The following is a 25,868-nucleotide window of genomic DNA, read 5'->3' as shown; positions in this document are numbered from 1 at the left end:
CTAACGGTCACCGCCTGATTGCGCCGCGCCGGCAAGCTGTATCATGAGACACCGATGAGCAGCACTGCCAGCAGCGCCAGCCCCAATTGCATCAACAGCAAACGCGCCAGTGACCGCGCAACCAGCCACGCGCGCGCCTGCATCGAAATCCTTGAACCCCATCATCGGTCTGATGATTCCAGCTGTGCGATGGCCTGACTGGCCGCCTGGGGCGTGACGCCTTGGGCCAGCGCAGCCTGCCGGATGCTGCCGAGTTCCACTGCTTTGGCGAATGTCGCGATGGCCTTGAAGTCGTTGATGGGCATGATCAATTCTTTTGCTTAAGCGCGGACCGAAGCGTCGCGCGGGCTGCCCAGTATCAACCCAAGCTTGATACTGGTGCAAGTCGCAATCGGCTAGTGGCTTGAAACTGGAAAGCCTAAAGTAATGGACATTGGACTATAACCCTCGTCATCTACTGCAAAGAGCGCATCTTGGATACCGCCAACGACTTTCAACACCAAGGACAGACCATGCAACACGTAACCCTGAACAATGGGATGAAGATGCCGATCCTCGGCTACGGCGTCTTCCAGATCGCCGACGAGGCGGAGTGCGAACGCTGTGTCGTGGACGCTGTGCAGGCGGGCTATCGCCTCATCGACACCGCCGCGTCCTATAAGAACGAGGAGGCAACCGGCCGTGGCATCAAGCGTTGTGGAGTACCCCGCGACCAGCTTTTCGTCACCAGCAAGCTGTGGGTCGAGGACGCTGGCTATGAACGTGCTCAAGTGGCCATCGACAAGTCGCTGAAGCGGCTAGACCTCGACTACCTCGATCTGTTCCTGATCCACCAGCCGTTCTCGGACGTTCACGGCGCGTGGCGGGCGATGGAGGAGGCGCATCGCGCTGGCAAGCTGCGTGCGATCGGACTGAGCAACTTCCAGCCAGACCGTCTCATGGACATCACGGCTTTCAACGAGGTCACCCCGGCCGTCAATCAGATCGAGGTCAATCCCTTTCACCAGCAAGCCGAAAGCGTCGAGTTCATGCGCGAGCCTGGCGTGCAGGCGGAGGCTTGGGCGCCCTTCGCCGAAGGGCGGAACAACCTGTTCGAGAACGAACAACTGGTGGCGATTGCGCAGCGCCACGGCAAGACCGTGGGGCAAGTGGTGCTGCGATGGCTGGTTCAACGCGGCATCGTCGCTCTCGCGAAGTCTGTGCGGAAGGAGCGGATGCTGGAAAACCTGGCTGTCTTCGACTTCGAGCTGCCCGAGGGAGACATGCAGGCAGTCGCAACGCTGGAGACTGGCAAAAGCAGCTTCTTCTCCCATCGCGATCCGGCGATCGTGAAGTGGATGAGCGAACGCAAACTTGGCCTCTGATGCGCAATCGTAGTGACCGTCCGACCAAGGCAAGTCGCCTCATAGCCGACCTTTAACTCAGGCGATGACCTTCTGTTCCCCGGCAGCCTGCTCGCGCAGGCGACGGGCTTCGTCGCGCAGGAACTGCTGGTAATCGTCCAGATCGCCGTCGAAGGGCTCGACGCCACCCTTGGTGACGAGCCAGAACTCGTCACACACCGCGCGCAGCAGGGACCGGTCGTGACTGACCAGCATCACCGTGCCTTCGAATTCGTTGAGTGCCATGCCTAGCGCTTCGCGTGTGGCCAGGTCGAGGTGGTTGGTAGGCTCGTCGAGCAGCAGCAGGTTGGGGCGCTGCCACACGATCATGCACAACACGAGCCGCGCCTTTTCGCCGCCGCTCATCGTGCTGACCGCCTGATGGACCATGTCGCCACTGAAGTTGAAGGTGCCGAGGAAGGTGCGAAGCGATTGTTCGGTGCCACTCTGGCCGGGAGCACGCATGTGCGCCGGCGTGTCCTTGGCAAGGCGGATCATGTGTTCCATCGGCGTGTCGAGAGGACGCAGCACGTCGAGTTCCTGCTGTGCGAAGTAGCCGATGTTCAGGCCTTTGCCTTCGCTGATTTCGCCGGCAATCGGCGCCAGCTCGTGCGCCACCGTCTTCACCAGAGTGGACTTGCCTTGGCCGTTGGCACCGAGAATGCCGATGCGCTGCCCGGCCAGCACGGATCGGTTGATGCCCCGCACGATGACCGTCGGCGGCGTGCCCGGCGGTGCGCCGGTCGGCGCCGCGTAGCCGAAGCTCGCGTCCAGCATCGACAACAGCGGGTTCGGGACGTTGAGCGGCTCCTTGAACTCGAAGTTGAACTCTGCGTCGGCGAGCACTGGTGCGATCTTCTCCATGCGTTCGAGCGCCTTGACCCGGCTCTGCGCCTGCTTCGCCTTCGAGGCCTTGGCCTTGAAACGGTCGATGAATTTCTGCAGGTGGGCGATCTTGTCCACCTGCCTGGCCATCGCGGCCTGCTGCAACACCAGTTGCTCCGCGCGCATGTCTTCGAACTTGCTGTAGTTGCCGCCATAACGCACGAGCTTGGCGTTGTCGACGTGCACCGTCACCTGCGTCACCGCGTCGAGGAATTCGCGGTCGTGGCTGATCACTACCATGGTTCCTTGATAGCGCTTGAGCCACGCTTCCAGCCAGACCAGCGCGTCGAGGTCGAGGTGATTGGTCGGCTCGTCGAGCAACAGCAAGTCGGACGGGCACATGAGCGCGCGCGCCAGTTGCAGTCGCATGCGCCAGCCGCCGGAGAAACTGTTGACCGGCTGGCTGAGCTGCGCAGCACTGAAGCCAAGGCCCAGGATCAGCGCTTGGGCACGTGCGGGGGCATCATGTGCACCGGCGTCGTGCAGGGCCATGTAGGCGTGCGCCATGCGCATGCCATCGTCGCTGGCCTCAGCGGCGGCTACTTCAGCCTGCGCGGCCAGCAGTACGGTGTCACCCTCGATGACGAACTCGGTCGCACTCTGCTCGGTCTCCGGCATCTCCTGCGCGACCTGGCCCATCTTCCATGCAGCGGGAATAGAGAACTCGCCGCCGTCTTCGTGCAGCGTGCCGTTGAGAAGGCCGAAGAAGGATGACTTGCCGGCGCCATTGCGGCCGACAAGGCCAATCTTTTCGCCGGGAGTGAAGGTGACGGATGCGCGGTCGAGTACGACATTGACGCCGCGGCGCAGCGTGACATTACGGACGGAAATCATAAGGAGCTACTTCGGAGAGGATAGGCATGATAGCCGACCGGACGTGCAGGGCGGTCTCTTTTCTGGCCGCACGAGTGAAGAGCCGCTGGCGCTTTGCGGTGCCCACCGGCCACAAAGCGAGGCGGACACTCAACGTCCAGGCTAAGACCGCGTCCGTCAGGGACGTCGGCCTTCAGCGAGTAGTCAGGCGTCTGGGTGCCCTTGGCGCCGTAGGACGACATGCGTGGCCTTCTCCGACGCTACGAATTCAACGCATTCGTATCCCAGAGCCCGCAAGTCAACCCCTTCGAACAGCGATTCTCCCCGGCCGAGCAGGACCGGCGCGATAGCAATGTGCAGTTCGTCAATAAGGCCCTCACGAAGATACTGCCGGATTGTGTCCGGCCCGCCGCCGATCCGCACGTCCATTCCGGCAGCGGCCTCGCGTGCACGGTCGAGCGCCTCGCGAATGCCTCCTGTTATGAAGTGGAACGTCGTGCCGCCTTCCATCTCGATGGTGGGGCGAGCATGACGGGTCAAGATGAAGACTGAAGCGTGATACGGTGGATTGTCTCCCCACCAGCCTTTCCAGTTGGTATCCGGCCAGTCCCCACGAATGGGTCCGAACATGTTCCTCCCAAGAATCCAGGCCCCGACATTCTGAAAGCCACGGGCGGCGAAATCATCGTCAACCCCGCTCGTACCGCCGTCCTTGCCGAACAAGGCCCGCTGGAACGTGCGTGTTGGGACAAGCCACTGGTGCAGTTCCGTCCCGCCAACGCCGAGCGGATTGTTGATGTCTTGATTCGGGCCTGCTCCGTATCCGTCGAGCGAGATGGTGAAGCCCTCAACGCGAACGTGTGTCATCGTTTGCCTCCGTTTAGACGCCTAACGTAATGTGGACAGAAAATCTGCATGGTTTGCCGGAATTATGCGAAATATTCTGGCAGCATATAGTCAAAGAGGTGAAACAAGGATAGACGCAAGCCGGCGGTAACTCGCGGCTCCTGCCATAAAGTTGTGGGGATTCGAGGATTGTCAGCGATGTGGACCGGGATGTCGAATGGCTCATTTTGGGCTGGTTACCGCCTGACCCATTTCGGTCCTTCAATCTTCCGGGAAGCGGTCATTCAACGTTGGGTTGATTCGGCCATCTGGTGTCTGATGGCGGCCAAAAAACATAAGGGCCGGTAATGCAGCCCTTATGGCAGACTCTTCTCTGGACTCGTATCCTTGCCTTCTACCGGCGCCGTTTGTCAAAGGTCGATAATTATCCAGGCAACTTCATCGACACGTGGGCGGGGGCTGGGTCTGGTGTATTCAATAAACCGTTTATCTCGTTGATAACACGGTAGGCTTCAACGAGTGCTTTTTCCTTGTCTACATCGTGTCCGCCAACAATACGGGACATGTCGAAAGGAGACAGTTCCTTCTCCTCGTGGATGTCAACAATATTCAGTGTGCTCATTTCCTTCTCCTACTAAAAGTAGTTTGATAACAACGTCTGGACTGTAATTGAGCGGTTGTAATTTACGCTCGCTAACTTACCATCACGTTCTGTGCCAAGCTCGTCCCCGGCACGCGATGAGGCGTAACTCACTGTTTATAAAGAAATTTATGCATCAGCCTTGCCATGCCAGCGATTCGAGGCATCTGCATGTGAGCCTTAGTCCAACACATGGCGATCCCCTGTTGGTTATTTAAAAACACTCCGTGTTCAACCGGTCTGATTCGCGGGCCAATCTCTCTGTGTTTGGTCATCGTCGGCATAAAGATAGCTGCTCCTTGTCTTGCTCCCCTCACGCAGAGTGAAAAGCTGCCATCCGAACCAACTAACCATTGCATGGTTTCCTGACGCATGCCACTTCAGTTCATATTGCCGCCGTGTCGAGGCGCCGGAACATCGCAGCAGTCTGGACCGCCGGCACGTGAAGTTGTATCGTTTGAAGAGGGGAGCGGAAACGTCTGCTGAAATTCCGCGCTGGAACGGCACGAGTTCTTTTCATCACATTGCGAGGCCAGAGGATTTGATGGCACGCACACTGACAGCAGGACGGCGGATTCTTTGGGTGCTCGTGCTCTGCGTTGCCGCGACATGTCTGGCAACTGGCGCAGCGCTGCTGTTCGAGTTGTCGGTCGTCAGCCGCGCGGTGAGCGATTTCAGTCAGGACGAGACACGGGAACGGGCGCGCATCGCTCATGGTGGGCAGGTTGCGCTCAATGAGCGCCTTAATCCGGCCTACCTGAAACGCTACGATCTGGACCCTGGCCAATACACCGACAGTCAGGGCCATTTTTCACCAACGGGCGCCGACTGGCAGCGATGGAGGCTTCGAACCAAAGCAGCCGCGACGGTGATGTGGCTCGGCCACGATCCGCCAGGCACATGGTGGACGCTGCTACAGATCCAATGTGTCGATCGCTTTCCTGAAGCCCACGCCGATAGCGAGCCGATCGTCGACGTCGCCGATGCATGCCTCGGTCAGCCGCACTGATTGGCGCAATGTTCAGCGGTTGCGCGAGGAACGGCGTGCGGGTCGGGCGATGATGCCGGCCGGCACTGTGAGCAGGCACCGCGCAGGCACTGTCACGCAAGTGACGAAAGGAGAGCAGCGAACATGAGCATCACGCTTAATCACACTATCGTGTACGCACGGAACAGGGATGCATCGGCGGCATTTCTCGCAGAAATACTCGGGCTTCCCGAGCCGAAGCCGTTCGGGCCGTTCCTTGCCGTGCAACTGGATAACGGTGTCACGCTGGACTTCTACAGCGATGATCATCAAACGCGGCCGGAACACTATGCGTTTATGGTGAGCGAGACCGAGTTCGATTGCATTCTTGCGCGAATACAAAGCCGCGGATTGCCCTACTGGGCGGATCCCTTTCACCGCCGGCAGGGCGAGATCAATACGAACGATGGCGGTCGAGGCACGTATTTCGAAGATCCGAGCGGCCACAATCTCGAGATCATCACGCAGCCGTACGGCAGCGGCGCATAAGGAAAGCCAGTCGGCTCATTGCATAGGTCCAGCGATGAAAGTTGACCGTGCAACTACGGAGCTACCAGTTTCGAGCTGCGTCGAGAAGAAGTTGACGACTCACATTGACCCGGTCGACTCCAGCACTCCCTTTGCCGCGAGCTACATAGAGGGATATTCGAGCCTTCGCTCGGGCATTTCGACTGATCAGCTGACCCGTTTGCAGCATGTCGCTGCACAAGCACTCGGGAACGACTGACAGCCCGGTTCCTGCAGCGGCAGCGTCGAGCGCTGCCTGATAGTCCGGGACGGTGACCGAGGGGAGGTCCGGATTCCGCCCGAATGTCACGCGCCAATAGCTGGCCAGCGCGGGTAGCGGACCCTGGACTTCGATCAGCGGCACCCCGCCTGGCACACCTGTCCGGAGTAATCGCTCACGCCAGCGTGGCGCACAAACCAGTATTAACGAGCCTTCGTACAGGAGATCGTATTCAACCGCCTTGTGGGGAATGCGTGCCGGTGTCACGGCAAAATCCAGTTCCCCGTCGACCAGAGCCTTCATCAGGGTAGGGGGCGGCGCCGAGCGCAAGTCGAGACGGATTCCATACTGCGGCAGGGTCGCGAGGCCCGAGAAGATCAGTTTTGCGAAGCCGCTGGTCGATCCTGCATGAACGATGCCCTCCAGCGATGCGTTTTTACTGCCTGCTGAATCTACGACTCTTTGCAACGCGTCCAGGTGGGACCCCACCTGGCGCTCCAGTTCGGTGGCAGCCGGTGTCGGCGCCAGGCCGCGCGGCAGGCGCTCGAACAGCTTGTACTCCAGGTGATTTTCCAGAACCTTGATGTGTCGCGACACAGCGGGTTGAGTCAGATGGAGTGCGTCGGCAGCTTTCGAAATCGAGTTGTGCCTGTAGACGCTGAGAAAGCTTCGAAGGTAGAGCAACTGAGACATAAAAATATGTATGCCTAGGCCGAAAATACATGATTTGTTTTTAGTCTACAGCCGCTTTAGAGTCCGATCAACACTACCAGGAGGCATGCCACTATGGTTACACCACGGTCAGTCATCCCCACGTTTCCCGATCTTCAGGGAAAGGTCGCCGTCGTTACCGGCGGCTCACGTGGAATCGGAGCCGCAACGTGCCTGGCACTTGCGAAGAACGGCGTGAAAGTGGCCGTCAACGGTCGCGACGAAACGGCGATTCTGTCAACCGTACACGCAGTGCGCGCCGCGGGAGGGAAAGCGATTGCTGCGTCCGCGAACTGTGCCCAACTGTCTTCGGTGGAGGCGATGCGGGTACGCGTCGACGCGGAACTTGGCCCACCTGATTTCGTCGTGGCATTCGCCGGCGGCGGCACCGGTCGGCCGGTGCCGTTTGAGCAAATCACAGAACAGGACTGGCGCTCAAGCATTGACAACAATCTGACGTCCACATTTTTCACCTTGAAATGCTTCTTGCCCGCAATGATTGCGCGCGGCTCCGGATGCATTGTCAACATGGCGTCTGCAGGCGGCAGGGTAGCCGCCGGTGCACCCGCCGGCTATGGCGCCGCCAAGGCCGGGATCATCATGCTCACACGTCATCTGGCGCATGAGGTGGGCCGACACGGCATCCGGGTCAACTGCGTTTCGCCATCGGCGGTCCTCACTGAGCGAACCCGACAGGCCATCTCGGACGAACAGGAGCGACAGATGATCCCCGCTTTTCCGCTGGATCGGCTGGGTCATCCAGAAGATGTCGTCGCTGCGACTCTCTTCCTGCTGTCCATGGCCTCATCCTGGATCACCGGCGTGACCCTGGATGTGGCAGGCGGCCGCGTCATGTCGTGAAAGATCACGTGGCGGCGGATGCCTCGGTGACATGCTACTTGTCACGCCGGTCGAAGTTGCATTCCACTTGCATGCTATAGGAATGGCTGAACATCAGTCTTCCATCGCGTCCTACGCAGCATCATCCATTCGGCCAAAACAAACAGTTAGCCTGCACAGGTGAAAGCAACCGACCCACTCTGATTTATAATCACCAAGCCATCGGGAAACACCCGGCGGCCAGGTTTGGAAGCCTGTATGTAATGCCCGCACACTCGCCCAGGCGGGTGTGCGTCTACCCCTGCACGTCTGTTGTATTCAATGGGCGGGCTGTGGTGGGGGAGCCGCAAGGCTCGCCGGCCTGGCATTACACCGGTCTTCCAATCCCGCTACGTGCCCGCTCACCCACTTTGCAAGCGAGTGTCGGGCGATCCAACGAAGTTTCAGGGAGATCGCACCATGACCCAAGCCAAAGCCGCCAAACAATCCCAACCCGCTTCACGTCCACCTGTCGACGCGCTTCGGTACGAGAAACTTGCATTGCAGGCATTCGACCTTTGCAGCCGGCAGTTGAACCAACTGGACACGCTTGTCACTTTTGCGGCCACAATATGTAGGAATCCTGCCATCACGCTTGAGGAACGCCGACACCAGCAAACCCTGCTTGAATTACTCGTCCACACCGGCGAGCAGTATCAGCAGGAGCTCACCTGCGACCGCGAACTGTTCCAGGTGATCGCGCTGGATGCGAAGGGCGTCGCGCAAAGCCGCATGACCGCAAAGCATGCGACCCGTCTTCTTGAAGAGTCCGCACAGATCGCAGCCGAGGCTCAAGCGGAAGCCCAAGCCCAAGCCCAAGCTCCGACAACCAAGGCAAGCCAGCGCAAACAACCGTCCGCCAAAGACACGGCGAGCGTCAGTGCGGAAACCGCCCCGCAACCGGATGTCGCGCCGCACTAATCCACCGGGAGTGACCCGCGCGGAGCATAGAAGCGCCGAAGCCACTATCGACGCGCCGCTTGAGCGTGGCAGCGCGTCGATAAATCTTTCAGCGACCGTTTGATAAAGACCGGTGAGCGCGCTGCACGGAATCGCTGACCTCGGGATTCCAGGCATTCGTCACCAGTTGTCCTGCATGGGTATCGAATCCACTGACCCAGTCGCAAGCGCGAGCGCCGCCGCAGCCGACAGCGCACCGCTATAACTATCCGCATCCGCGTTCTTCGCCGCCAGCAGTTGGTTCTGCGCAAGCAGCGCGTCGGTGACCGAGCCGACGCCTTGCCGGTAGGCATCGAACGCGGCGTCGTAGGTTGTCTGCGCGGCGGCGAGCAACTCGGTTGCCGCGGCGTGCGCGGCAAGACTCGTCTGCAGCGAATTCTGCGCCGCGACAATTTGCCGAACCGCTTCCTCGCGGCTGCGGGTCAGGCGGGTCGACGCGCTGTCGGCATCGTTGCGGGCCTGTGCGAGCACCGCCGATCGCAAGCCGCCGTCATACAGCGGGATCGTGACGCCGACGATCACGCTGCCGCCGTAACGGCCACCGCTCAGGTTGACCGTCGGCAGTTGCTGACCGATGGCCGGAACCGCCGAAATCGACGAACTGCCGGTGTTGTACACGCCCGTCGCCGAGACGAACACCTTCGGCATGAAGTCCGATTCGGCGGCCTTCACTTTCGCCAGATTGACCCGCTCGGCCGCATACGCGCTCAGCACGTCCGGGCGTCGGGCGATGGCGGACGACACGATCCGGTCGATCGAGTCGCTCGTCGGCGACGGCAGTGTGCGCGCCGGCATCGCCGCGATCCTGGGCTTCGACAGCGGAGAAATCCCCATCGCGGCGATCAGCGCGAGATAGCTGTTGCTTTCGGCGCCTTGCGCCTCGACGAGCGCGAGCTTCGCCTGCGCCCGATTCTGGTTGGCCTGCGCGACTTCGATCACGGTGCCGATGCCATGCTTGTAGCGCGACTGTGCCGCAGCCAGGATCGCGTCGGCATTGTCGAAGCCTTGCCGAGTCGTTGTGATACGGGCGCGCGCGGCCTGGTATGCGTAGAACGCGACGCTGACGTCGAAGATCACCTGCTGGTGGACTGCGGTGAAGCCGATGTTCGCCATCACGGATGCCTGCGACGCGGCCTCGACACGTGCGGCACGTCCGCCGAAATCGAACAGCAGCCATTGCAGCGACAGCACCGAGGTCGTGCCATGTCCTGTTGCACTGGCCGACGAATCGCCGAGCACGGATGTCGTCGAACCATGAGCGCCCGCGTACTGCCCCATCGCCGCAGCCGACAGTTGCGGAAGATAGGCGCTCTTCGCGATGCCGGCCGCGAGCGCGACATTGCGCGCGTCGTTCCACGCGATGCGGGTCAGCGGATTCGTCGACTCCGCCAGATCGATCAGTTCGGGTAGTCCGTATGCATGCGCCTGCTCCAGTGCCGGTGGAGGGGGCACGGCGGCGAGCGCGGGATTCGCGGGCAACGTGTAGCCGCGCGCCGATCCAGCCGAGCCAGCCGAGCCAGCCGAGCCAGCCGAAGCGGCCGGCGTAGCCAAAGCCGCCGGCCCGGGCACGATGGCGCCTGTCGCGTCCGTCTGTGGCTGCCACGGATGGTCGGGGCTGTCCGGCGCCATATCCAGCGACGACGTGGCGCATCCAGCCAAACCCGCCGCTGCCAGGATCGCCAGTGCGAATGGAGGGTTAAGCCGGCGCATGAGTCGCGAGTTCCTTCGCCGCATCGTTCGACGTGGCGTGTTCGAGTTGAGTGAGGCGTGCATCGCCGAGGTTCAGCAACGCGGTGCGGATGTCGTCGTTGGCTGCGGCATCCGGTAAGGTCGCATTGGGCACGACCGGCAAAGCCGGCTCCGGCGCGGCGGCCAAATCAGGGACCCCTGCAACCGCGGCGTCGTCTTCGACCGTAGGTCGCGGTAGCGGCGGCCCGCCCGCGAGCCGCTTAAGCCATCCTTCGATCGCGGCATCGCCGCGGTGTCGTTCGGCGAGCAGGAACATCGGCCCTTCGAGCGCACTAAGCCTCGCCACTGCACCGCGACGTTCAGCAATCCACTGCGGTTCCGGGCGAACCCACGACGGCTCGTAATGCATCAACGCGAGGTCCTGTTCCAGCTCGCCGCACTGAGCCATGGCGCTCGCGGCCTGCGCCCGGCGCGCGCCGGCATGGGCAAGCGCCGCCAGCCGCGCCCACTGCTGCTGCAGCGTGGCGAGCGCGGCGTCGACCCGCGCGGCCACGCTGGCCGGCCACACGCGGGTGAAGACCAGATAGACGACCACGTTGCCGATCAGGATCCCGATCGTGCGATCCCGCGCGAGCGTCAGATCGTAGCCGGGCGCCGCGCCCTGCATGACGCACATGAAAAACACCAAGGCGATCTGAAAGCCCGCATAAGCAATCCGCGGCGAACCGAAAGCGACCCACGCCGACAGCCATGCCCCGAACAACACGAGCGCCATCAATCCGACAACGGACGTCAGCACCGGCGTCACGAACACGATCGCCGCGGTACCCAGCAGCGCGCCCACGAGACACCCGGCGATCCGCAGCGTCATCTTCTCGACGGTTTCAGCGGTAGTGCCGAGCGACACCATGTAGACCGTGATGAAGCAGGTGTGGATGCCCGGCCAATTGATTTGCGAATAAAGCAGATAGCAGAACATCGCCGCCACGGTGGTTTTCAGCGCGTAGCGGAGGTGGTCGGGATTCGTGAATGCATCCGGGAGGAAGAAGCCGCCGCGCTGGCCGGCGGGCGGCGGCGCGGTTTCGGCATCGACCACGGCGAAGCGGGTGATCGCATCGCGCAGATTCTCGACGACCATGCGCGCGAGCGGCGCGAGTTCCGTCACGGCGGGCAAATTGAGTTCAATGTCGACCGGATAGCCGCCAGCCTCGAGCATCCCGGCCATGTGCTCCAGCGTGTCCGCGATCGGCCCGGCGAACGATGCCGGCAGCCGCCCCGACGGTTCGCGGACCGCCAGATCGGCGGCGACCAGGATCGCAAGCGTCGACGACACGGCCTGCCGCAGCGCGGCGACATCGGCACGCACCGACGACCCATCGACGACCGAGAGCTTCAACCACGTGCCGATCTGCGCATCCCCCTCGCGCAGGCAAGCGCCGAGCGCGTTGCCCGTTGCCTCGGGCTCGGCCAGGCCGCGGGCGGCGAGCCGCAGGCGCCTCGCCAGCTCGCGGCCTGCCAGTTTCCGCGGCGACGGTGCCATTAACAGATTGACGCCGATCGAGATGCCGATTGGAATCGCGACCATCACCCAGGCGTAGAGCAGGGCGCGCGTCGCCACTTCGCCGAACGGCGCCATGCCGAGCTCGTCGAGCGCGAAGCCGACGATCATCGCGATGATCGCGCCCACCGGCCGCAGCTTGCTCGCCGACGTCACGAACAGCAGCCCCAGCGAAAGCCCGGCGATGCACGCCACCCGCCAGAGGGGATCGTCGAGCGCGAACATCGCCACGACCATGACGAGCCCGACCACGATCGTGACCAGCACCAGCAGCGCCGAGCCCAGCACCACGCTCAACACCCGGTCGGGCCGGTTCAGGAAGAACACGACATAGGCGGAGATCGCCGCTTCCGGCGTGCCGTACGCGCTCGTCACGAACGCCGTCAGCGCGCAGATCAACGCGATGCGGGTCGCCACCTCCGCTCGCCCCGGATACGGTGCAAGCAGCTTCAGGATATCGGCGGCGCCCGGTCGGGCAAGATCACCGGCAGGCTGCGCCATGCCGGACCTCGACTATCGCACTCGCACCGATCCGGACCAGCCGGGCCGCCGGCTCGTCGAGACGCACACGCACGGGGAAGCGCTGCGCGACCCGCACCCAGTTCACGGACTGCTGGACGATCGGCAAGGTGCGCGGCAGATTGATGCGGTCCGAATCGGCAACGCCCGCGCCGATGCCGACCACTTTGCCGTGAATCGCCTCGCTTCGGTCGATCATGGAATAGACGGTCGCGCAATCACCCGGCTGGATCCGCGCGAGCGCTCCTTCGCGGAAGTTGGCGACGGCGAACCATTCGTCCGCATGAACGAGCGTGAAGATCGACTGATGCGGCGCGACCGTCTCGCCCGCCAGCACCGACAGACCCGTGACGAAGCCATTCTGCGGCGCGCGCACGACGGTGTCGTCGAGGCTGTGCTGGGCGAGTGCGAGCGCCGCCTCGCGCGCATGCACCGTGGCGATGGCGTCCGCCTCGTCGCCGATTGTCTGCGCGGTGGCGCGCTTCTGTTCCGGCGCCTGTTTCAGCGACAACGCGGCGTCGTGCTGCGCGACCTGTGCCTGATCCAACTGCTGGACCGGAACATAGCCCTTCGCCACGAGTGGTGTGAGCCGCTGCACGGTGCGCGACGCCAGTTCGTAGTTGTGTGCCGCCTTGCCGGTCTGGTCGCCGGCGATGACGGCATTCGCGCGCTCGCCGACAATCGTCCGGCGGCGCGTCTCGAGCGCCGCGCGGGCCAGTTCGAGGTCGGCCTGGGTCTGCGCCACCACGAGACGGAACGGAGTGGGGTCGATCTCGAAGAGCACGTCGCCTTTCGCGACCCGCTGGTTCTCTTGCACCGCGAGCTTGATGATCCGGCCGCCGACCGGCGACGCGACGTGCACGACGTCGGCATCGATCGTCGCGTCATCCGTCGACGGGAAGCGGGTGGTCCGGTCGTAGCCGTAATAGGCCGCCGCGAGACCAACTACGACGATCACGCCCGCGATCACGCGGCCTTTGACAGAAGCTTTACGCAAGCCGGCGATTTTCATAAGAGCTGTCCCGTTCCGGAAAGCCAGAAGAGCACCGCGACCGTCAGGCCGATGGCCACGCAGACGGAGAGCTGAAACGGAACGATCTGCGCCCACCCCGTGGAAACGAATAGCCGGTGGGCAATCAGCGCGCCGACGAGCCCGATTACCGCGCTCAACAGCCAGAGCGGAAAATAGGCGCCGAAGATTTCATACGACGGTGCACCGCGCAGCGTACACCCCTGCAAAGACAAGTTCAGGGCAGCGACGGCCGGAAGATACCGCGTGCGGTGCGCGATCGAGGCACACGCGCTTCTATGATTTGGCTTGAACGGCATTGCGGCTCGGCAAGATGGGTGAACGCGTTATGGATGCAATAAAATCACGGGCACTTTACCAGCGCGGCAGTTTAGTTTCGATATTTTCCGTTCTCGGACTCCTTTATCCGTGTTTGGATCGTCGATAATCGATGCGGATATTCATGTTGGAAATGGGAGCGCGCTGAAAGCAGTCAGCGACTGCTCGGCACAATTCAGTTTATTCGCGACGAATATTGAATATTGTGTGCCAACAGGAGAATACATTGCCATTAACGATCTGCGTCTCCATGCCGATCCACGACGGCATGCTAAAGGTTAAATTACCTTCGGCGCTCCAGCTTCCTGATGATGATGATCGGCGGCGAGAAACATATACATCGCAGGCACCACGAACAACGTGAAGAGGGTGCCGATCGACAGCCCCGTGAAGATCACGAGACCCATCGCATTGCGGCCCGCCGCGCCCGCGCCCGAAGCGATCACGAGCGGCACGACACCGAGCACCATCGCGGCCGTCGTCATCAGAATCGGGCGCAGCCGCACGCCCGCCGCTTCTTCCAGTGCTTCGCGCTTCGATCTGCCGGCGTGCTGCAACTCGTTGGCGAACTGGACGATCAGGATGCCGTGCTTGCTGACGAGCCCCATCAGCGTGACGAGCCCGACTTGCGTGTAGATGTTCAGCGTCGTCAAGCCGACGTTGATGAAGATGAGCGCACCGAAGAGCGCCATGGGTACCGAAATCAAAATCACGATCGGGTCACGGAAACTTTCGAATTGTGCGGCGAGCGCAAGGAACACAATGATCGTCGCGAACATCAGCGTGATGACGAAACCGCCGGACTCCTGCACGAACTGCCGCGATTGCCCCGAGTAATCTGCCGAATACCCCACTGGCGCGGCTTGCGCGGTCGCCTTGCGCAGAAAATCGAGCACCTCGCCTTGTGCCACGCCTGGCACGATCACGCCGGAGATCGTCGCCGAGTTGAGTTGCTGGAAGTGGTTGATCGATTCCGGCACGACATTGTGTTTGAGATGCGCGATTGTCGAAGCCGGAATGACATTGCCGTCCGGCGTGCGCAGGTAGTAATCGAGCACCTGCGAAGGATTCAGTCGGTCAGTCTGCAACACCTGCGGAATCACCTTGTACGAGCGGCCGGCGATCGAGAAGTAGTTGACATAGCCGCCCCCGAGCGCCGAACCGAGCGCTTGCCCGACGTCGCTCTGCGAAAGCCCGAGCGAGGCGACCTTGTCGCGGTCGACGACGAGCGTGGCCTCCGGCTTGTCGAGCTTGAGATCGCTGTCGACGAAGAAAAACATCCCGCTCGCGCGGGCTTTTTGCAGGACTGCCTGTGACACCTCGTTGAGATTCTCGAAAGGCTCGGTCGTGCTGATGACGAACTGCACCGGCAAACCCTGCGCGCCCGGCAGCGGCGGAAACTGGAACGCCGCGACGCGTGCACCGGCAATCTGATTCCATTTCTGCTGCAATGCCTGCTGCAAAGCGGTCGCGCTCTTGCTGCGCTGGTCCCATGTCTTGAACAGCACGCCGCCGATCCCCTGGTTGAGGGTCGGCGCGCCGGTGAGCTGGAACATCTGCGAGTATTCAGGCAACGCTTTGGAGATGGTGAACACCTGGTCCGCATACGTCTGCATCTGCTGGATGGTCGCGTTCGGCGGCCCCTGGATCTGCGACAGGACGATCCCCTGATCCTCCTGCGGCGCGAGCTCCGATTTCGACGTCATGAACAGGTAGACCGTGCCGCCGAGCAGCAGCGCGCCCATCACCGTGAACACGGGCCAGGTGTCGAGCGTCGCGTGCAACAGACGGCCGTAGCCATGATGAACGCGCTCGAACTGGCGGTCGACGAAGCGCGCGAAGCGCCCGGACTCCTGCTCCGCGCGGAAGAAGCGCGAGCACATCATCGGCGACAACGTCAGCGCAATCACACCGGACACCGCCACTGCGCCGGCGAGCGAGAATGCGAACTCGGTGAAGAGGGCACCCGTCAGGCCGCCCTGAAAACCGATCGGCGCATACACGGCGATCAGCACGACGGTCATCGCGAGGATCGGTCCGCCGAGTTCACGCGCGGCGATCAGCGCCGCGTCGAGGGGCGCCTTGCCTTCCTCCTTCATATGGCGATCGACGTTTTCGACGACGATGATCGCGTCGTCCACCACGAGCCCGATCGCGAGCACGAGCGCGAGCAGCGTCAGAAGATTGATCGAATAGCCGAGCAACTGCATCACGAAGAACGTGCCGATGAGCGACAACGGCATCGCGATCAAAGGCACGATGACCGCACGGAAGCTGCCGAGGAACAGGAAAATCACCGCGGTGACGATCAGCAGCGCCTCGACCAGCGTCTTGATCACTTCGACGATCGCCGTGTTGACGAAATCGGTCGCGTCATAAACGATCTCCCCCGTCATGCCGATCGGGAACTGCTTCTGCAGACCGGGAAAGACGGCCTTCACGCGCTTGGCCACATCGAGGATGTTGGCGTCCGGCGCGACCTTGATGCCGATGAACACCGAACGCTTGCCGCTGAACGCGACGTTGAAGTCGTAGCTGTCGGCGCCGAGCACGACGTTCGCAACGTCTTCGAGGCGCACGATCGCGCCGTTCTTCTGTTTGACGACGAGTTGCTTGAAGTCCTCGACGGTATGCAGGTCCGTGCCCGCGTTCAGGTCGACGCTGACCATTTGCCCCTTCGTCGAGCCGAGCGTCGCCAGGTAGTTGTTGTTGCCGAGCGCCGTGAAGACGTCGGTGGCCGTCACGCCGTGCGCGGCGAGCCGCGTCGCATCGAGCCACGCGCGCAACGCAAACTGCCGCCCGCCGAGAATTTCGGCCGTTTGCACGCCTTCGATCGAATCGAGCTTGGGCTTGATGACACGCAGCAGGTAATCCGTGACGTTGTTGCTCGGCAGCACGTCGCTGTAAAAACCCATGTACATCGCGTCGGTGGTCTGCCCGGTCTGTACCGTCAGCACCGGCTGCTGCGCCTGCGGCGGCAACTGGTTGCGCACCGAGCCGATCTGCGTGTTGATCTCGGTCAGCGCGCGGTTCGCGTCGTAGTTCAGGCGCAGCGTCGCGGTAATGGTCGACACGCCGGTGCTGCTCGTCGAGGACAGGTAGTCGATGCCTTGCGCCTGGGCGATTGCCGCCTCGAGCGGCTGCGTGATGAAACCGGCAATGGTGTCGGCGTTTGCGCCATAGTAGGCCGTGCTGATCGTCACGACGGCGTTTTCGGTCTGCGGATACTGGCTGACTTTCAGGGCGGCCAGCGAGCGCAGTCCGAGCACGAGGATCAGCAGGCTCACGACCGATGCAAGTACGGGCCGCCGGATAAAGAGATCGGTGAAGGTCATCGCGCGGTCTCTCTATTGTTCCTGAGGCGTCGGGTTCGGGTTGTCCGCCGGCTGCACCCGGTTGTCGATGACAAGGGGCGTGCCGTTCTTGAGCTTGAGTTGCCCGCTCGTCACGACCTGCGTGCCGGCGTCGACACCTTTAAGGATCGCAACCTGATCGCCGCGCGTCGGGCCTGGCGTGACGAACACCTGCTGCGCGACGGGCAGCGTCTTGCCCTGTGCGTTGGGTTGTGTGCCCGGCTTGACGATGAACACGGTCGCGCCATAAGGGTTGTAGGTGATGGCCGTTTGCGGCAGCGTCAAGTAACGCTGGCCGGCGCCGGCGTCGATTTTCACGTTCGCATACATGCCCGGCAGCAGTTTGCGCTCGTGATTGTCCACGCTGGCTTCGATCTGCACGTTGCGCGTGGCGCTGTCGACTTTCGGACTGACCGACTGGATCTTGCCGACAAACGTTTTCCCGCTGTACGCATTGGTGTCGACCACGATGGTCTGGCCGATCGCGAGCTGGCCGAGCTGCTGCTGCGGCAGGTAGAAATCGGCGTAGATCGGATCGATCGCTTGCAGCGTGACGATCGCATCGCCCGGATTGATGTACTGCCCTGGATTGATCGTAGTGATGCCGAGGCGCCCCGCAAACGGTGCGCGAATGGTCTTTTTGTCGAGGAGCGCGGCCTGTTGCGCGACTTGCGCCTTCTTGCCCTTCAGGTCGGCGGCGTCCGCGTCGAGCTGCGCCTTGGCGATTGCCTTGATGTCGTACTGCGCCTTGTCGCGCTGGTAGACCGTCTGCGCGAGTTCTGCCGCTGCCTTTAGCGACTGGAGCAGCGCCACGTCACTGTCGGCATTGAGCCTGACAAGCACTTGCCCGGCTTTCGCTTCCTGCCCCGAACTGAATGCCACCTCGCGCACGAGGCCCGCGACTTCGGTGGTGACATCGACGCCGCGCACGGCGCGCAGGCTGCCGACCGCCGCAAGCTGCGGTTGCCACGACTGATAGCTGGCGACGACCGCCGAGACGGTGGCGGGCGGCGCCGCGTTGCCCGCCATGAACCTGGCGAACATATGCGTGCGGAACTGGTTGAAGCCGACGAGTGCGGCCAGCAGCAGGCCGACACAGATCAGCATGATCACCATCCGCTTTGTCATCGGTTTTCTTTCGGGCATCGTGATGTCCTTGCACGGCATTGGGCGAAGCGCCGGACGTTGCATTCCTTCGTTTCTGACAGCGCGTATTGCAAAGAGCGGTACGGCGAGTGTCCTGTCGGACTATGTCAATGCGTCGTTGCGGCGGCGGCCGGCGCAGCGGCGTTCCACCAGCCGCCGCCGAGCGCCTGGAAGAGCGCAGCGGTGTCGGCGTAGCGGGATGCCTGTGCCTGCGCGAGGCTCACCACCGTTTGCTGATACTGGCGTTGGGCATCGAGAAGCGACAGGTAGCTCACGCCGCCGATGCGATACTGCCCGCGCGTGAGTTCCAGCGAGTCGCTTGCTGCGCGCGAGGCATCCGTCTGCGCTTTCAGGCCGGTCGCGTCGTGATCGAGCGCGCGCAGCGAGTCCGCGACGTTCTGGAACGCCAGCAGCACCGTTTCACGATATTGCGCGTCGGCCTGTTCGTACGCCGCCTCGGCCGCGCGCTTCTGGGCACTCAACTGTCCGCCGTGGAAGACCGGCTGCAGCAGGCCGGCGCCCAGGCTCCATATCGTGCTGCCGGCCTTGAACACCTGTGCCGGTGTCAGGGCCTCGGCGCCGTAGCTGGCGGACAGGGTGATCTGCGGATACATCGCCGCGGTCGCCACGCCGATTTGCGCGCTGGCCTGATGCAGCACGGCGTCGGCGGCGAGGATGTCGGGCCGCTGCTGCACCAGTGCCGACGGAAGACTGACGGGCAGCGTCTCGGGCAACGAAAACATGTCGAGCTTGAATTCGGGCAACGCGGCGTCGCTGGGCAGTTTGCCGGCCAGCACGGCGAGCTGGTGACGCACCTGGTCGAGTTGTTGTTGCAGCGGCGGCAGCGTTGCGCGGGTCTGCGCCAACAGGGTCTGCTGCGCGAGTACCGTCGTGCGGCCCACGCCCCCCAGTTCGAACTGCTTGCCGAGTACGCCCAGTTGCTCCTCTTCTTCCGCGGCGATCCGCCCGGTTGCCTCGATCTGTGCGCGCAGTGACGCTTCCTTGACGGCCGCCGTCACAATGTTGGCTGACATCGCAAGATAGGCGGCCTGCAACTGGAAGCGCTGGTAATCGACTTGCGCGTGCAACGCTTCGAGTTCGCGCCGTGCGCCGCCGAACACGTCGAGTTTGTACGACACATTCACCGATGCGTTGTAGAGATTGAACTCATCGATGACGCCGGGCTGGCCGAACGCGATGCCGTTCAATTTTTCGCGCGTGGCGCCAAGTTGCGCGTCGACGCTGGGCAGGAGGGTGCCGCCGGCTTGCGCCGAGAAGTTTTCGCGCGCCTGCCGCAATGCGGCTTGCGCCGCGGCGATGTTCGGGCTGTTGACGAGGGCCTGACGGATCAGCGCGTCGAGCGGCTCGCAATGAAAGAGCGCCCACCAGGCGGCCGGAATGTCCTGTCCTGGTACAAAGCGCTGCGGCAAGCCGGCGGCCCCCGGAGAAGAGGCCGTCTGCCCGGGCAGCGGCGCGGCGGTGTAGGAGTCGGTAGCTGGCGCGGGGGGCGTGCGGTAGTCGGGACCGACCATGCAGCCGGCCACTGCGGCGCAGCCGCAAAGCGCGACGCACAGCCGTCGCCGCCGGACACTACGCTGGTGAATGTCGATCATCGATCCACCTTCTATCGCCTGCGTTTAGCCTAAGCGAGGGGAGCGGACGGGAATTTTCAGGCTACCCGAACTTTCGATGTTTCCTTTCCTGACGCCGGAATTCGCCGTACGGGACGCTATCTGCGCGTAGCCTAGCATGGACGATCGCTGCGCTTGCGCACGAGATCACGTAGTCAGCGCGCTGGAGTCTGTTCAAATACCGCGCGCCTGAGAGTAATCAGGGGCGTTTGAATCATCCGTGTTCAGGGAATTAAGCGGTTCGTGACGCATGGCTACCGCCTCGGCAAGCTTCTCGCGGAGACGGTCCGCACCCTTGATGGCCGGCAAGCGCCTCACAGGATGAGCGGGATCGTTGGTCGTCAGGATAATCGTGCCGGTGCCGAACAGGCGCTGCCACCAGGGGTGAATCGAGGTGACGTGCTGAATCCGGCAAAGCGCCAGACTTGACGCCCGGCGATGCAGAATGCCCTGCGTCCAGGTAATCCGCGCGGTATCAATGACGATTCGGGTGAACGCGGTCTTGACGAACGGCAATCCGACACCGATCAGAACCGCGCCGGCTTGTGCAAGCAGCACAGGCCACTGAAGCGGGAAAGAGTTCGACGCGCAGACATGAATGGCGCCGATCATTGCCATGACAGCGCCTCCCTTCAGGAGCGCCGGAAGATTGCAGGCCTGCGACGGCGCACCGCTGAAAATTACCTGATTGGCCATCGCACCTATCCTTCTTCTGATTCACGGCTCCATTCGTCCGTCCAAAAAAGCAGCGCTGCCTGATGAAGCCGTCGCACCACGACTGGGCGCCGACGATGCGGCAAGTATAGCCCCTCCCACGAAGATCGTCCGCCGGTCGACTTTCTCTACAGCGGTCTCAAACCGCTTCCTTCACCGCCCGCAAGAATTGCTGCGTCCGTTCATGCTGGGGCGCGGTGAAGAACTGCTGCGGCGCACCCTGTTCGATAATCTTGCCCTGCGAGAAAAAACACACACGGTCCGCGAATTCGCGCGCGAAGCCCATTTGATGCGTGACCATCAGCATCGTCAGATTGTGCTCGCTGCCGAGGCGCCGGATCACGTTCAGCACTTCACCGCACAGTTCAGGATCGAGCGCCGAGGTGACTTCGTCGAATAGCATCACCTTTGGCCGCATTGCCAGCGCGCGCGCAATGGCCACGCGCTGCTGCTGGCCGCCGGACAGCTGCGACGGGTAGTGATTGCATTTGTCTTCGAGGCCGACTAGCGCGAGCAGATCGCGGGCGCGCTCGGTCGCTTCCTTGCGGGAGAACCCCAACACCTGGATCGGCGCTTCGATCGTGTTGGCGAGCGCGGTCATGTGCGGAAACAGATTGAAGCTCTGAAACACCATGCCGATCTTGCTGCGCACGCGCCGCAGATGCTTGATCGAAGCCGGTACCAGCACGCCGTTCCTGGGCATGTGCGTGAGCGGTTCACCGTCCACTTCGATCATGCCGTCGGTCAGCGGGTCGAGTGTCATCAGCACGCGCAACAGTGTCGATTTGCCCGAACCGCTCGGGCCGATGATCGCCACTTTCTCGTTGCGGCCGACTTCCAGATCGAGTTCGTCGAGTACCGTCAGCGCACCATAGCGCTTCGTCACGCCGGCAAAGCGCACCATCGGCGCGTCGCCTGGCCCGTTGGCTCGCGGCCCGAGCATGGCGGCGGGATCGTCTCGTTTCATCGGGTTCTCCACGGATAGGTGCGGATGCGAAGGAGTGGGGGCGTCGCGGGCATCGAGGTCGGTCTTCATGGTCACGGCAACCTCAGTCCGCTTTCAAGCCGCCGCACGAGTTGTGCGAAGGTCACGCTGATCAGCAGGAAGAAGATACCCGCCAGGGTGATCGGTTCGAGATAACGAAACGTTTCCGAACCGATGTTCTTGGCCTGCTGCATCAATTCGACCACGGTGATCGCGGACAGCACCGGCGTGTCCTTGAACATCGCCACCAGGTAATTGCCGAGGGCCGGAATCACCGGGCGAATCGCCTGCGGCAGGATCACGCCGCTATAGGTGCGCCACGGCGAGAGCGACAGCGCGCACGCCGCTTCCCACTGGCCGCGCGCCACGCCGTTCAAACCCGCGCGATACACCTCGGACGTGTAGCACGCATAGTGCAGCGCGATACCGACCGTGCCCGCGGTCAGCGCGGACATCGTGATGCCGTACACCGGCAGCACATAGAACAGCACGTAGACCTGAATGAGCAGGGGCGTGCTGCGAATGAATTCGACGACGAACCCAACGGTCCGCGCAAGCGGTTTGATCGGGCTGCGCCGCAGCACCGCGAACACGAGTCCGAGCACCAGCGCGACGGCGAAACCGATCAACGTGATGAGGATCGTGTACATCGACGCGCGCAGCAGGGCGGGCAGAATCCGCGCGGCGTAGTGCAGATCGAAGAAGCTGTTCATCGGACGGCCCTCTGATTGATGCCATGACTCACGCGGCGCTCGAAATGCCGCATCAGCGCGACGAGAATCTGCGCGAGCACGAAGTAGATCAAGAGCGTGAGCATGAAAATCTGCGCGGTCTTGAAGGTGGCCTCATCGAGTTGCCGGGCGCGAAACGTCAAGTCCGACAGCGTGATCAGCGACACCAGCGAGGTGCCCTTGAGCAGTTCGATCATCAGATTGGTGGCGGGCGGCAACGCGTTGATCATCGCTTGCGGCAGGATGATGCGGCGCATCCGGGTAAGCGGCGACAGGTTGAGCGCGAGCGCCGCCTCGAACTGGCTGCCCGGCACCGAGCGCAGCGCGCCGCGCAGGATTTCCGAGCCGTACGCGCCGTAGTGCAAGCCGAGCCCGACGATCGCGACGGTAAACGGCGTCATCTCGATCCGGAACGGCGGCAACGGCAGCACGAAGAAAAACCAGAACAACTGCACGAGCAACGATGTGCCGCGAAAGATCTCGACATAGGCATTGCCGAGCCAGCGCAGCGGCGCCCACGGTGCGAGCTTCGCGGCCGTCGCGACGAATGCCATGACGATGGCGAGCACGGTGCTGCACGCGGCGATCTCGATCGTGACGAGGGTGCCCTGGAGCAGCAGGGGAAACAGTTCACGCATGGCGGTTCCTCGCTTGCATGACGACGGCGCGTGCGGTTGCGCGTGCCTTACGTTTCATGATCGGCTTCATGACCGGTGCGGGCCGGCCTTCGATATCGCGTTGCCGATGAGCCGGGCATGGCGCGGGCCACTACTTGCCGCAGATGTCAGCGGCGGTACGCGTCGTCAGATTCGTTTTGTCGAAGCCGAACGGCGCGACCGTTTGCAGATGGTCGGGCGTGCCGAGCCACGCATGCAATTGTTTGTCGACCGCATCGCGCAGATCGGTGTCCTCCGGACGGAACGCGAGCGCGCCGTAGCCGGTGTGCTTCGGATCGTCCGTGAACTTCGCGACGGCTTCGACCTGGTCGGCGTCTTTGGCGGCGAGGCCTTTCATCGTCAACGCCGTGCCGGCGGCCGCATCGGCGCGATGCGCCCGCACGGCTTGCAGTTGCGCGGTGGTGTCGGGCACCTGCATCAACTGGGCATCTTTCACGCCCGCATCGCGTGAATTGGCGAGCTCGACGGCGCCGGCCATCACGGCAAGCTTCAGGTCGGGCTGTTTGCCGATGTCGCCGAAACTGTGCAGATTCTTCGGATTGCCCTTCAGCACGAGCAGCGTGTCCTGGATCTGGTACTGCGGATCGGCGAACGCCACCTGTTTGCAGCGTTCCGGCGTGATGTACATGCCGGCGGCGATCACGTCGAAACGGCCCGCGCGCAGGCCCGGAATCAGCGAGCCCCATTCGGTCAGCACGCCGTCCACTTTCTTCACGCCCATTTTGGCGAAAATCTTGCGGGCGATTTCCGGCGATTCGCCGGTGACCTTGCCGTCGGGGGTCGTGTAGGCAAACGGCGCTTCGTTCGCATAGCCGATGCGCACCTCGCCGGTGCGCTGGATGCGCTGCAACGTCGTTTCCGCGGATGCGGTCTGAGCCTGCATCGTCAGAGCCGCCGCGGCGACGCAGAGGGCTCCCAACAATCCTGAAGTGCGTTTCGCTTTCATATCGATCCCATTCCGTGGCGTGTTGAATGTCGCGGTGCAACATGCGCCGCGGCACGGCGAAAGCCGGCTGCGGCTGATCCGCGCGGCCGCCCCTGCACTCGTGAATGCAGGATACAAAGCCATTTTTTTATTTGCGAATGCTCTAGGACAATAATTTTCATGCACTGTTTGGCCGCACTATGGGGGCGAAGCGTAAATGCGTGATCCGACAATAGCGGAGGACAGCGGTGATCGAGCAGTGGCGGGATGCCGTGCGCGCGGTGCACGGCGTGGAATCGAAATATAAGCGGCTGGTCAAGGCGATCGCGGGCGACATCGAAAACGCGTCGTTGCCGGCGGGCGCGCGGCTGCCGCCGCAGCGCGACGTCGCCGCGGAACTGGCGATCAGCGTGCAGACGGTGACCAACGCCTATAAGGAGCTGGAGCGGCAGGGGCTGATCCGCTGCGAGGTGGGGCGCGGCAGCTTCGTGGCGGCGCGCGTCACCGAAACCATGTCGAGCTACATGCTCGACACCGCCGAGCGCTCGGTGGTCGATTTTTCGATTGCGCGCATCATCCATACGCCGGAGCACGACGCCATGTGGCGCAAGGTGTGCGCAACGCTCTCGACGCTCGACGACCAGCCGTGGATTCGCGCGTTCCGGCCCATTGCGGGCTTCGAGCATCATCGGCAGGCGGGGATCGCGTGGCTCGCGTCGCTGGGCATGCCGGCCTCGGCGGATACGCTGCTGGTAACGAATGGCGCCGCGCACGGCATCTTTCTGGCGCTGGCCTCGCTGGTGGGGCCGGGCGACACGGTTCTGTGCGAAAGCCTCACGGATCACGGCGTGATCGGCTCGGCGAACGTACTGGGGTTTACGTTGAAGGGCCTCGAGATCGACGAGTACGGAATTCACCCCGAACACTTCGAGGAGATGTGCGATAGCGAGCGCATCACGGCCCTTGTCTGCACGCCTACCCTGAACAACCCCACGGTCGCGCTGATGCCCGACTCGCGGCGCCGCGCGATTGCGAAAATCGCCGAGCGCTACGGCGTTTACGTGATCGAGGACGATGTCTACGGTCCTTTGCCGGCGAAGGCCGGCACGCCGATTTCGAGTCTGATTCCCGAGTTGTCGTTCTATTGCACGAGCCTGACGAAGTCGGTGATGGCCGGTTTGCGGATCGGCTATCTCGCCACCCCGCGACGGCTCGCGCTACGCGCGGAAAGCGTGCTGCGGGTGAGCAGCTGGATGGCGACTTCGCCGATGGCCGAGGTGGCAACGCGCTGGATCGTCGATGGAACGGCCGAACGGCTTGTAGAAATACAGCGCGAACTTCTGGGGCGGCGTCAGGCGCAATTGCAGCAAACGCTGGGCAGCTATGTGCTTGGCGCGCATCCCCAGGCGCTGTCCGCGTGGTTGCGCGTGCCTGACCACTGGCGTACCGATCGTCTGGTGAGGGAGTTGCGCAACCGCGATATTGCCGTGACTTCGCCGGACCCCTTTCTGGTGCGCGACGCGGACCGGCCGAATGCGGTGCGCGTCTGCGTTGGCGCCGAGGTCGGTGAAGAGACCTATAAGACCGCGCTGGAAACGATGCGCGACGTATTCGAGCAGTACCCGCAGGTGCACGATTTCACCTGACGTGGAGCGGATTTGGCGCTTCTCGCCTGAAATGAACTAGGACAATGGAAATCGTTTTTTAGAACATTAGACTGGG

General features: G+C 62.6%; 23 protein-coding genes and 1 pseudogene. 6 read left to right on the top strand and 18 right to left on the bottom strand.

The annotated features are described in order from the left end of the window. Positions 1-176: 176 nt before the first annotated feature. Positions 177-305: pseudogene (locus ACAX43_RS17085) on the bottom strand (LysR family transcriptional regulator); the annotation flags it as partial. Positions 306-512: 207 nt separating this feature from the next. On the opposite strand from ACAX43_RS17085, the gene ACAX43_RS17080 reads away from it, so the two are divergent. After that, entirely contained in the window at positions 513-1,364 is an 852-nt protein-coding gene (locus tag ACAX43_RS17080) for an aldo/keto reductase (RefSeq protein ID WP_370709712.1), read from the top strand. 57 nt (positions 1,365-1,421) lie between these two features. Here ACAX43_RS17080 and ACAX43_RS17075 read toward each other — a convergent pair whose 3' ends face one another. The 4 genes from ACAX43_RS17075 to ACAX43_RS17060 all read right to left on the bottom strand — a co-directional run bounded on the left by ACAX43_RS17075 (position 1,422) and on the right by ACAX43_RS17060 (position 4,940). Further along, positions 1,422-3,101 (bottom strand): ABC-F family ATP-binding cassette domain-containing protein, encoded by a 1,680-nt coding sequence (locus tag ACAX43_RS17075; RefSeq protein ID WP_370709585.1) that lies wholly within the window; start codon positions 3,099-3,101, stop codon positions 1,422-1,424. Between the two features lie 183 nt (positions 3,102-3,284). Next, the gene (locus tag ACAX43_RS17070) at positions 3,285-3,947 is read right to left on the bottom strand and encodes a dihydrofolate reductase family protein (RefSeq protein ID WP_370709584.1); all 663 of its coding nucleotides are present in this window, start codon (positions 3,945-3,947) and stop codon (positions 3,285-3,287) included. Between the two features lie 403 nt (positions 3,948-4,350). After that, positions 4,351-4,548, bottom strand: a complete 198-nt coding sequence (locus ACAX43_RS17065) for a hypothetical protein (protein ID WP_370709583.1) — start codon at positions 4,546-4,548, stop codon at positions 4,351-4,353. 128 nt (positions 4,549-4,676) lie between these two features. Then, a complete protein-coding gene (locus tag ACAX43_RS17060) occupies positions 4,677-4,940 on the bottom strand; it encodes a hypothetical protein (protein WP_370709582.1) in 264 nt (87 codons plus the stop codon). Between the two features lie 170 nt (positions 4,941-5,110). Between ACAX43_RS17060 and ACAX43_RS17055 the strand changes: the two genes are divergently transcribed. Together ACAX43_RS17055 and ACAX43_RS17050 are read left to right on the top strand one after the other, a co-directional pair. Next, entirely contained in the window at positions 5,111-5,575 is a 465-nt protein-coding gene (locus ACAX43_RS17055) for a hypothetical protein (RefSeq protein WP_370709581.1), read from the top strand. Positions 5,576-5,698: 123 nt separating this feature from the next. Beyond that, positions 5,699-6,082 carry a VOC family protein gene (locus ACAX43_RS17050; protein ID WP_370709580.1) on the top strand — a complete coding sequence of 128 codons (384 nt, stop codon included), beginning with the start codon at positions 5,699-5,701 and terminating at the stop codon, positions 6,080-6,082. 61 nt (positions 6,083-6,143) lie between these two features. On the opposite strand, the gene ACAX43_RS17045 is transcribed toward ACAX43_RS17050, so the two are convergent. Further along, positions 6,144-7,013: a LysR family transcriptional regulator gene (locus ACAX43_RS17045; protein ID WP_370709579.1), complete on the bottom strand. Its 870-nt coding sequence runs from the start codon at positions 7,011-7,013 to the stop codon at positions 6,144-6,146. 93 nt (positions 7,014-7,106) lie between these two features. Here ACAX43_RS17045 and ACAX43_RS17040 point away from each other — a divergent pair, with 93 nt between their 5' ends. Both ACAX43_RS17040 and ACAX43_RS17035 read left to right on the top strand, forming a co-directional pair. Beyond that, complete coding sequence (locus ACAX43_RS17040) at positions 7,107-7,892, top strand: SDR family NAD(P)-dependent oxidoreductase (RefSeq protein WP_370709578.1); 786 nt, start codon at positions 7,107-7,109, stop codon at positions 7,890-7,892. A gap of 438 nt (positions 7,893-8,330) precedes the next feature. After that, positions 8,331-8,831, top strand: a complete 501-nt coding sequence (locus tag ACAX43_RS17035) for a hypothetical protein (protein WP_370709577.1) — start codon at positions 8,331-8,333, stop codon at positions 8,829-8,831. Between the two features lie 159 nt (positions 8,832-8,990). Here the strand turns inward: ACAX43_RS17035 and ACAX43_RS17030 are convergent, their stop codons facing one another. The 12 genes from ACAX43_RS17030 to ehuB all read right to left on the bottom strand — a co-directional run bounded on the left by ACAX43_RS17030 (position 8,991) and on the right by ehuB (position 24,167). Beyond that, positions 8,991-10,580 carry a TolC family protein gene (locus tag ACAX43_RS17030; protein ID WP_370709576.1) on the bottom strand — a complete coding sequence of 530 codons (1,590 nt, stop codon included), beginning with the start codon at positions 10,578-10,580 and terminating at the stop codon, positions 8,991-8,993. Continuing rightward, on the bottom strand, positions 10,567-12,618 hold the full coding sequence (locus ACAX43_RS17025; RefSeq protein WP_370709575.1) for an FUSC family protein: 2,052 nt from the start codon (positions 12,616-12,618) through the stop codon (positions 10,567-10,569). Before ACAX43_RS17025 ends, ACAX43_RS17030 begins: the two co-directional genes overlap by 14 nt. Beyond that, entirely contained in the window at positions 12,599-13,648 is a 1,050-nt protein-coding gene (mdtN, locus tag ACAX43_RS17020) for a multidrug transporter subunit MdtN (RefSeq protein WP_370709574.1), read from the bottom strand. Before mdtN ends, ACAX43_RS17025 begins: the two co-directional genes overlap by 20 nt. Next, positions 13,645-13,965 (bottom strand): hypothetical protein, encoded by a 321-nt coding sequence (locus ACAX43_RS17015; protein WP_370709573.1) that lies wholly within the window; start codon positions 13,963-13,965, stop codon positions 13,645-13,647. The genes mdtN and ACAX43_RS17015 overlap by 4 nt, the downstream gene beginning before the upstream one ends. 297 nt (positions 13,966-14,262) lie before the next feature. After that, positions 14,263-17,319 (bottom strand): efflux RND transporter permease subunit, encoded by a 3,057-nt coding sequence (locus ACAX43_RS17010; RefSeq protein WP_370709572.1) that lies wholly within the window; start codon positions 17,317-17,319, stop codon positions 14,263-14,265. Between the two features lie 12 nt (positions 17,320-17,331). Then, the gene (locus tag ACAX43_RS17005) at positions 17,332-18,483 is read right to left on the bottom strand and encodes an efflux RND transporter periplasmic adaptor subunit (protein WP_370709571.1); all 1,152 of its coding nucleotides are present in this window, start codon (positions 18,481-18,483) and stop codon (positions 17,332-17,334) included. Between the two features lie 107 nt (positions 18,484-18,590). Further along, positions 18,591-20,096, bottom strand: coding sequence for an efflux transporter outer membrane subunit (locus tag ACAX43_RS17000; protein ID WP_370709570.1), 1,506 nt, complete (start codon positions 20,094-20,096; stop codon positions 18,591-18,593). Between the two features lie 192 nt (positions 20,097-20,288). Then, on the bottom strand, positions 20,289-20,810 hold the full coding sequence (locus tag ACAX43_RS16995) for a PH domain-containing protein (RefSeq protein ID WP_370709569.1): 522 nt from the start codon (positions 20,808-20,810) through the stop codon (positions 20,289-20,291). 157 nt (positions 20,811-20,967) lie between these two features. Next, positions 20,968-21,795 carry an ectoine/hydroxyectoine ABC transporter ATP-binding protein EhuA gene (gene ehuA, locus ACAX43_RS16990; RefSeq protein WP_370709568.1) on the bottom strand — a complete coding sequence of 276 codons (828 nt, stop codon included), beginning with the start codon at positions 21,793-21,795 and terminating at the stop codon, positions 20,968-20,970. A 71-nt stretch (positions 21,796-21,866) separates the two neighbouring features. Further along, positions 21,867-22,526 carry an ectoine/hydroxyectoine ABC transporter permease subunit EhuD gene (ehuD, locus tag ACAX43_RS16985; RefSeq protein WP_370709567.1) on the bottom strand — a complete coding sequence of 220 codons (660 nt, stop codon included), beginning with the start codon at positions 22,524-22,526 and terminating at the stop codon, positions 21,867-21,869. Beyond that, entirely contained in the window at positions 22,523-23,182 is a 660-nt protein-coding gene (ehuC, locus tag ACAX43_RS16980; protein ID WP_370709566.1) for an ectoine/hydroxyectoine ABC transporter permease subunit EhuC, read from the bottom strand. The genes ehuD and ehuC overlap by 4 nt, the downstream gene beginning before the upstream one ends. 130 nt (positions 23,183-23,312) lie before the next feature. Beyond that, positions 23,313-24,167 (bottom strand): ectoine/hydroxyectoine ABC transporter substrate-binding protein EhuB, encoded by an 855-nt coding sequence (gene ehuB / locus ACAX43_RS16975; protein ID WP_370709565.1) that lies wholly within the window; start codon positions 24,165-24,167, stop codon positions 23,313-23,315. A 227-nt stretch (positions 24,168-24,394) separates the two neighbouring features. On the opposite strand from ehuB, the gene ACAX43_RS16970 reads away from it, so the two are divergent. Then, entirely contained in the window at positions 24,395-25,792 is a 1,398-nt protein-coding gene (locus tag ACAX43_RS16970) for a PLP-dependent aminotransferase family protein (protein ID WP_370709564.1), read from the top strand. The last annotated feature ends 76 nt before the right edge of the window (positions 25,793-25,868 follow it).

This window comes from Paraburkholderia sp. IW21, assembly GCF_041321145.1.
Classification (GTDB): Bacteria; Pseudomonadota; Gammaproteobacteria; order Burkholderiales; family Burkholderiaceae; genus Paraburkholderia.
The sequence above is the reverse complement of the archived record's forward strand: the minus strand, read 5'-3'. Positions and strand labels throughout refer to the sequence as shown.

Bases quoted from the DNA above. Each gene is read 5' to 3' on its own strand.
- ACAX43_RS17080 (WP_370709712.1), top strand. From the start codon at position 513: ATGCAACACGTAACCCTGAACAATGGGATGAAGATGCCGATCCTCGGC.
- ACAX43_RS17075 (WP_370709585.1), bottom strand. From the start codon at position 3,101: ATGATTTCCGTCCGTAATGTCACGCTGCGCCGCGGCGTCAATGTCGTA.
- ACAX43_RS17070 (WP_370709584.1), bottom strand. From the start codon at position 3,947: ATGACACACGTTCGCGTTGAGGGCTTCACCATCTCGCTCGACGGATAC.
- ACAX43_RS17065 (WP_370709583.1), bottom strand. From the start codon at position 4,548: ATGAGCACACTGAATATTGTTGACATCCACGAGGAGAAGGAACTGTCT.
- ACAX43_RS17060 (WP_370709582.1), bottom strand. From the start codon at position 4,940: ATGCGTCAGGAAACCATGCAATGGTTAGTTGGTTCGGATGGCAGCTTT.
- ACAX43_RS17055 (WP_370709581.1), top strand. From the start codon at position 5,111: ATGGCACGCACACTGACAGCAGGACGGCGGATTCTTTGGGTGCTCGTG.
- ACAX43_RS17050 (WP_370709580.1), top strand. From the start codon at position 5,699: ATGAGCATCACGCTTAATCACACTATCGTGTACGCACGGAACAGGGAT.
- ACAX43_RS17045 (WP_370709579.1), bottom strand. From the start codon at position 7,013: ATGTCTCAGTTGCTCTACCTTCGAAGCTTTCTCAGCGTCTACAGGCAC.
- ACAX43_RS17040 (WP_370709578.1), top strand. From the start codon at position 7,107: ATGGTTACACCACGGTCAGTCATCCCCACGTTTCCCGATCTTCAGGGA.
- ACAX43_RS17035 (WP_370709577.1), top strand. From the start codon at position 8,331: ATGACCCAAGCCAAAGCCGCCAAACAATCCCAACCCGCTTCACGTCCA.
- ACAX43_RS17030 (WP_370709576.1), bottom strand. From the start codon at position 10,580: ATGCGCCGGCTTAACCCTCCATTCGCACTGGCGATCCTGGCAGCGGCG.
- ACAX43_RS17025 (WP_370709575.1), bottom strand. From the start codon at position 12,618: ATGGCGCAGCCTGCCGGTGATCTTGCCCGACCGGGCGCCGCCGATATC.
- mdtN (WP_370709574.1), bottom strand. From the start codon at position 13,648: ATGAAAATCGCCGGCTTGCGTAAAGCTTCTGTCAAAGGCCGCGTGATC.
- ACAX43_RS17015 (WP_370709573.1), bottom strand. From the start codon at position 13,965: ATGCCGTTCAAGCCAAATCATAGAAGCGCGTGTGCCTCGATCGCGCAC.
- ACAX43_RS17010 (WP_370709572.1), bottom strand. From the start codon at position 17,319: ATGACCTTCACCGATCTCTTTATCCGGCGGCCCGTACTTGCATCGGTC.
- ACAX43_RS17005 (WP_370709571.1), bottom strand. From the start codon at position 18,483: ATGCCCGAAAGAAAACCGATGACAAAGCGGATGGTGATCATGCTGATC.
- ACAX43_RS17000 (WP_370709570.1), bottom strand. From the start codon at position 20,096: ATGATCGACATTCACCAGCGTAGTGTCCGGCGGCGACGGCTGTGCGTC.
- ACAX43_RS16995 (WP_370709569.1), bottom strand. From the start codon at position 20,810: ATGGCCAATCAGGTAATTTTCAGCGGTGCGCCGTCGCAGGCCTGCAAT.
- ehuA (WP_370709568.1), bottom strand. From the start codon at position 21,795: ATGAAACGAGACGATCCCGCCGCCATGCTCGGGCCGCGAGCCAACGGG.
- ehuD (WP_370709567.1), bottom strand. From the start codon at position 22,526: ATGAACAGCTTCTTCGATCTGCACTACGCCGCGCGGATTCTGCCCGCC.
- ehuC (WP_370709566.1), bottom strand. From the start codon at position 23,182: ATGCGTGAACTGTTTCCCCTGCTGCTCCAGGGCACCCTCGTCACGATC.
- ehuB (WP_370709565.1), bottom strand. From the start codon at position 24,167: ATGAAAGCGAAACGCACTTCAGGATTGTTGGGAGCCCTCTGCGTCGCC.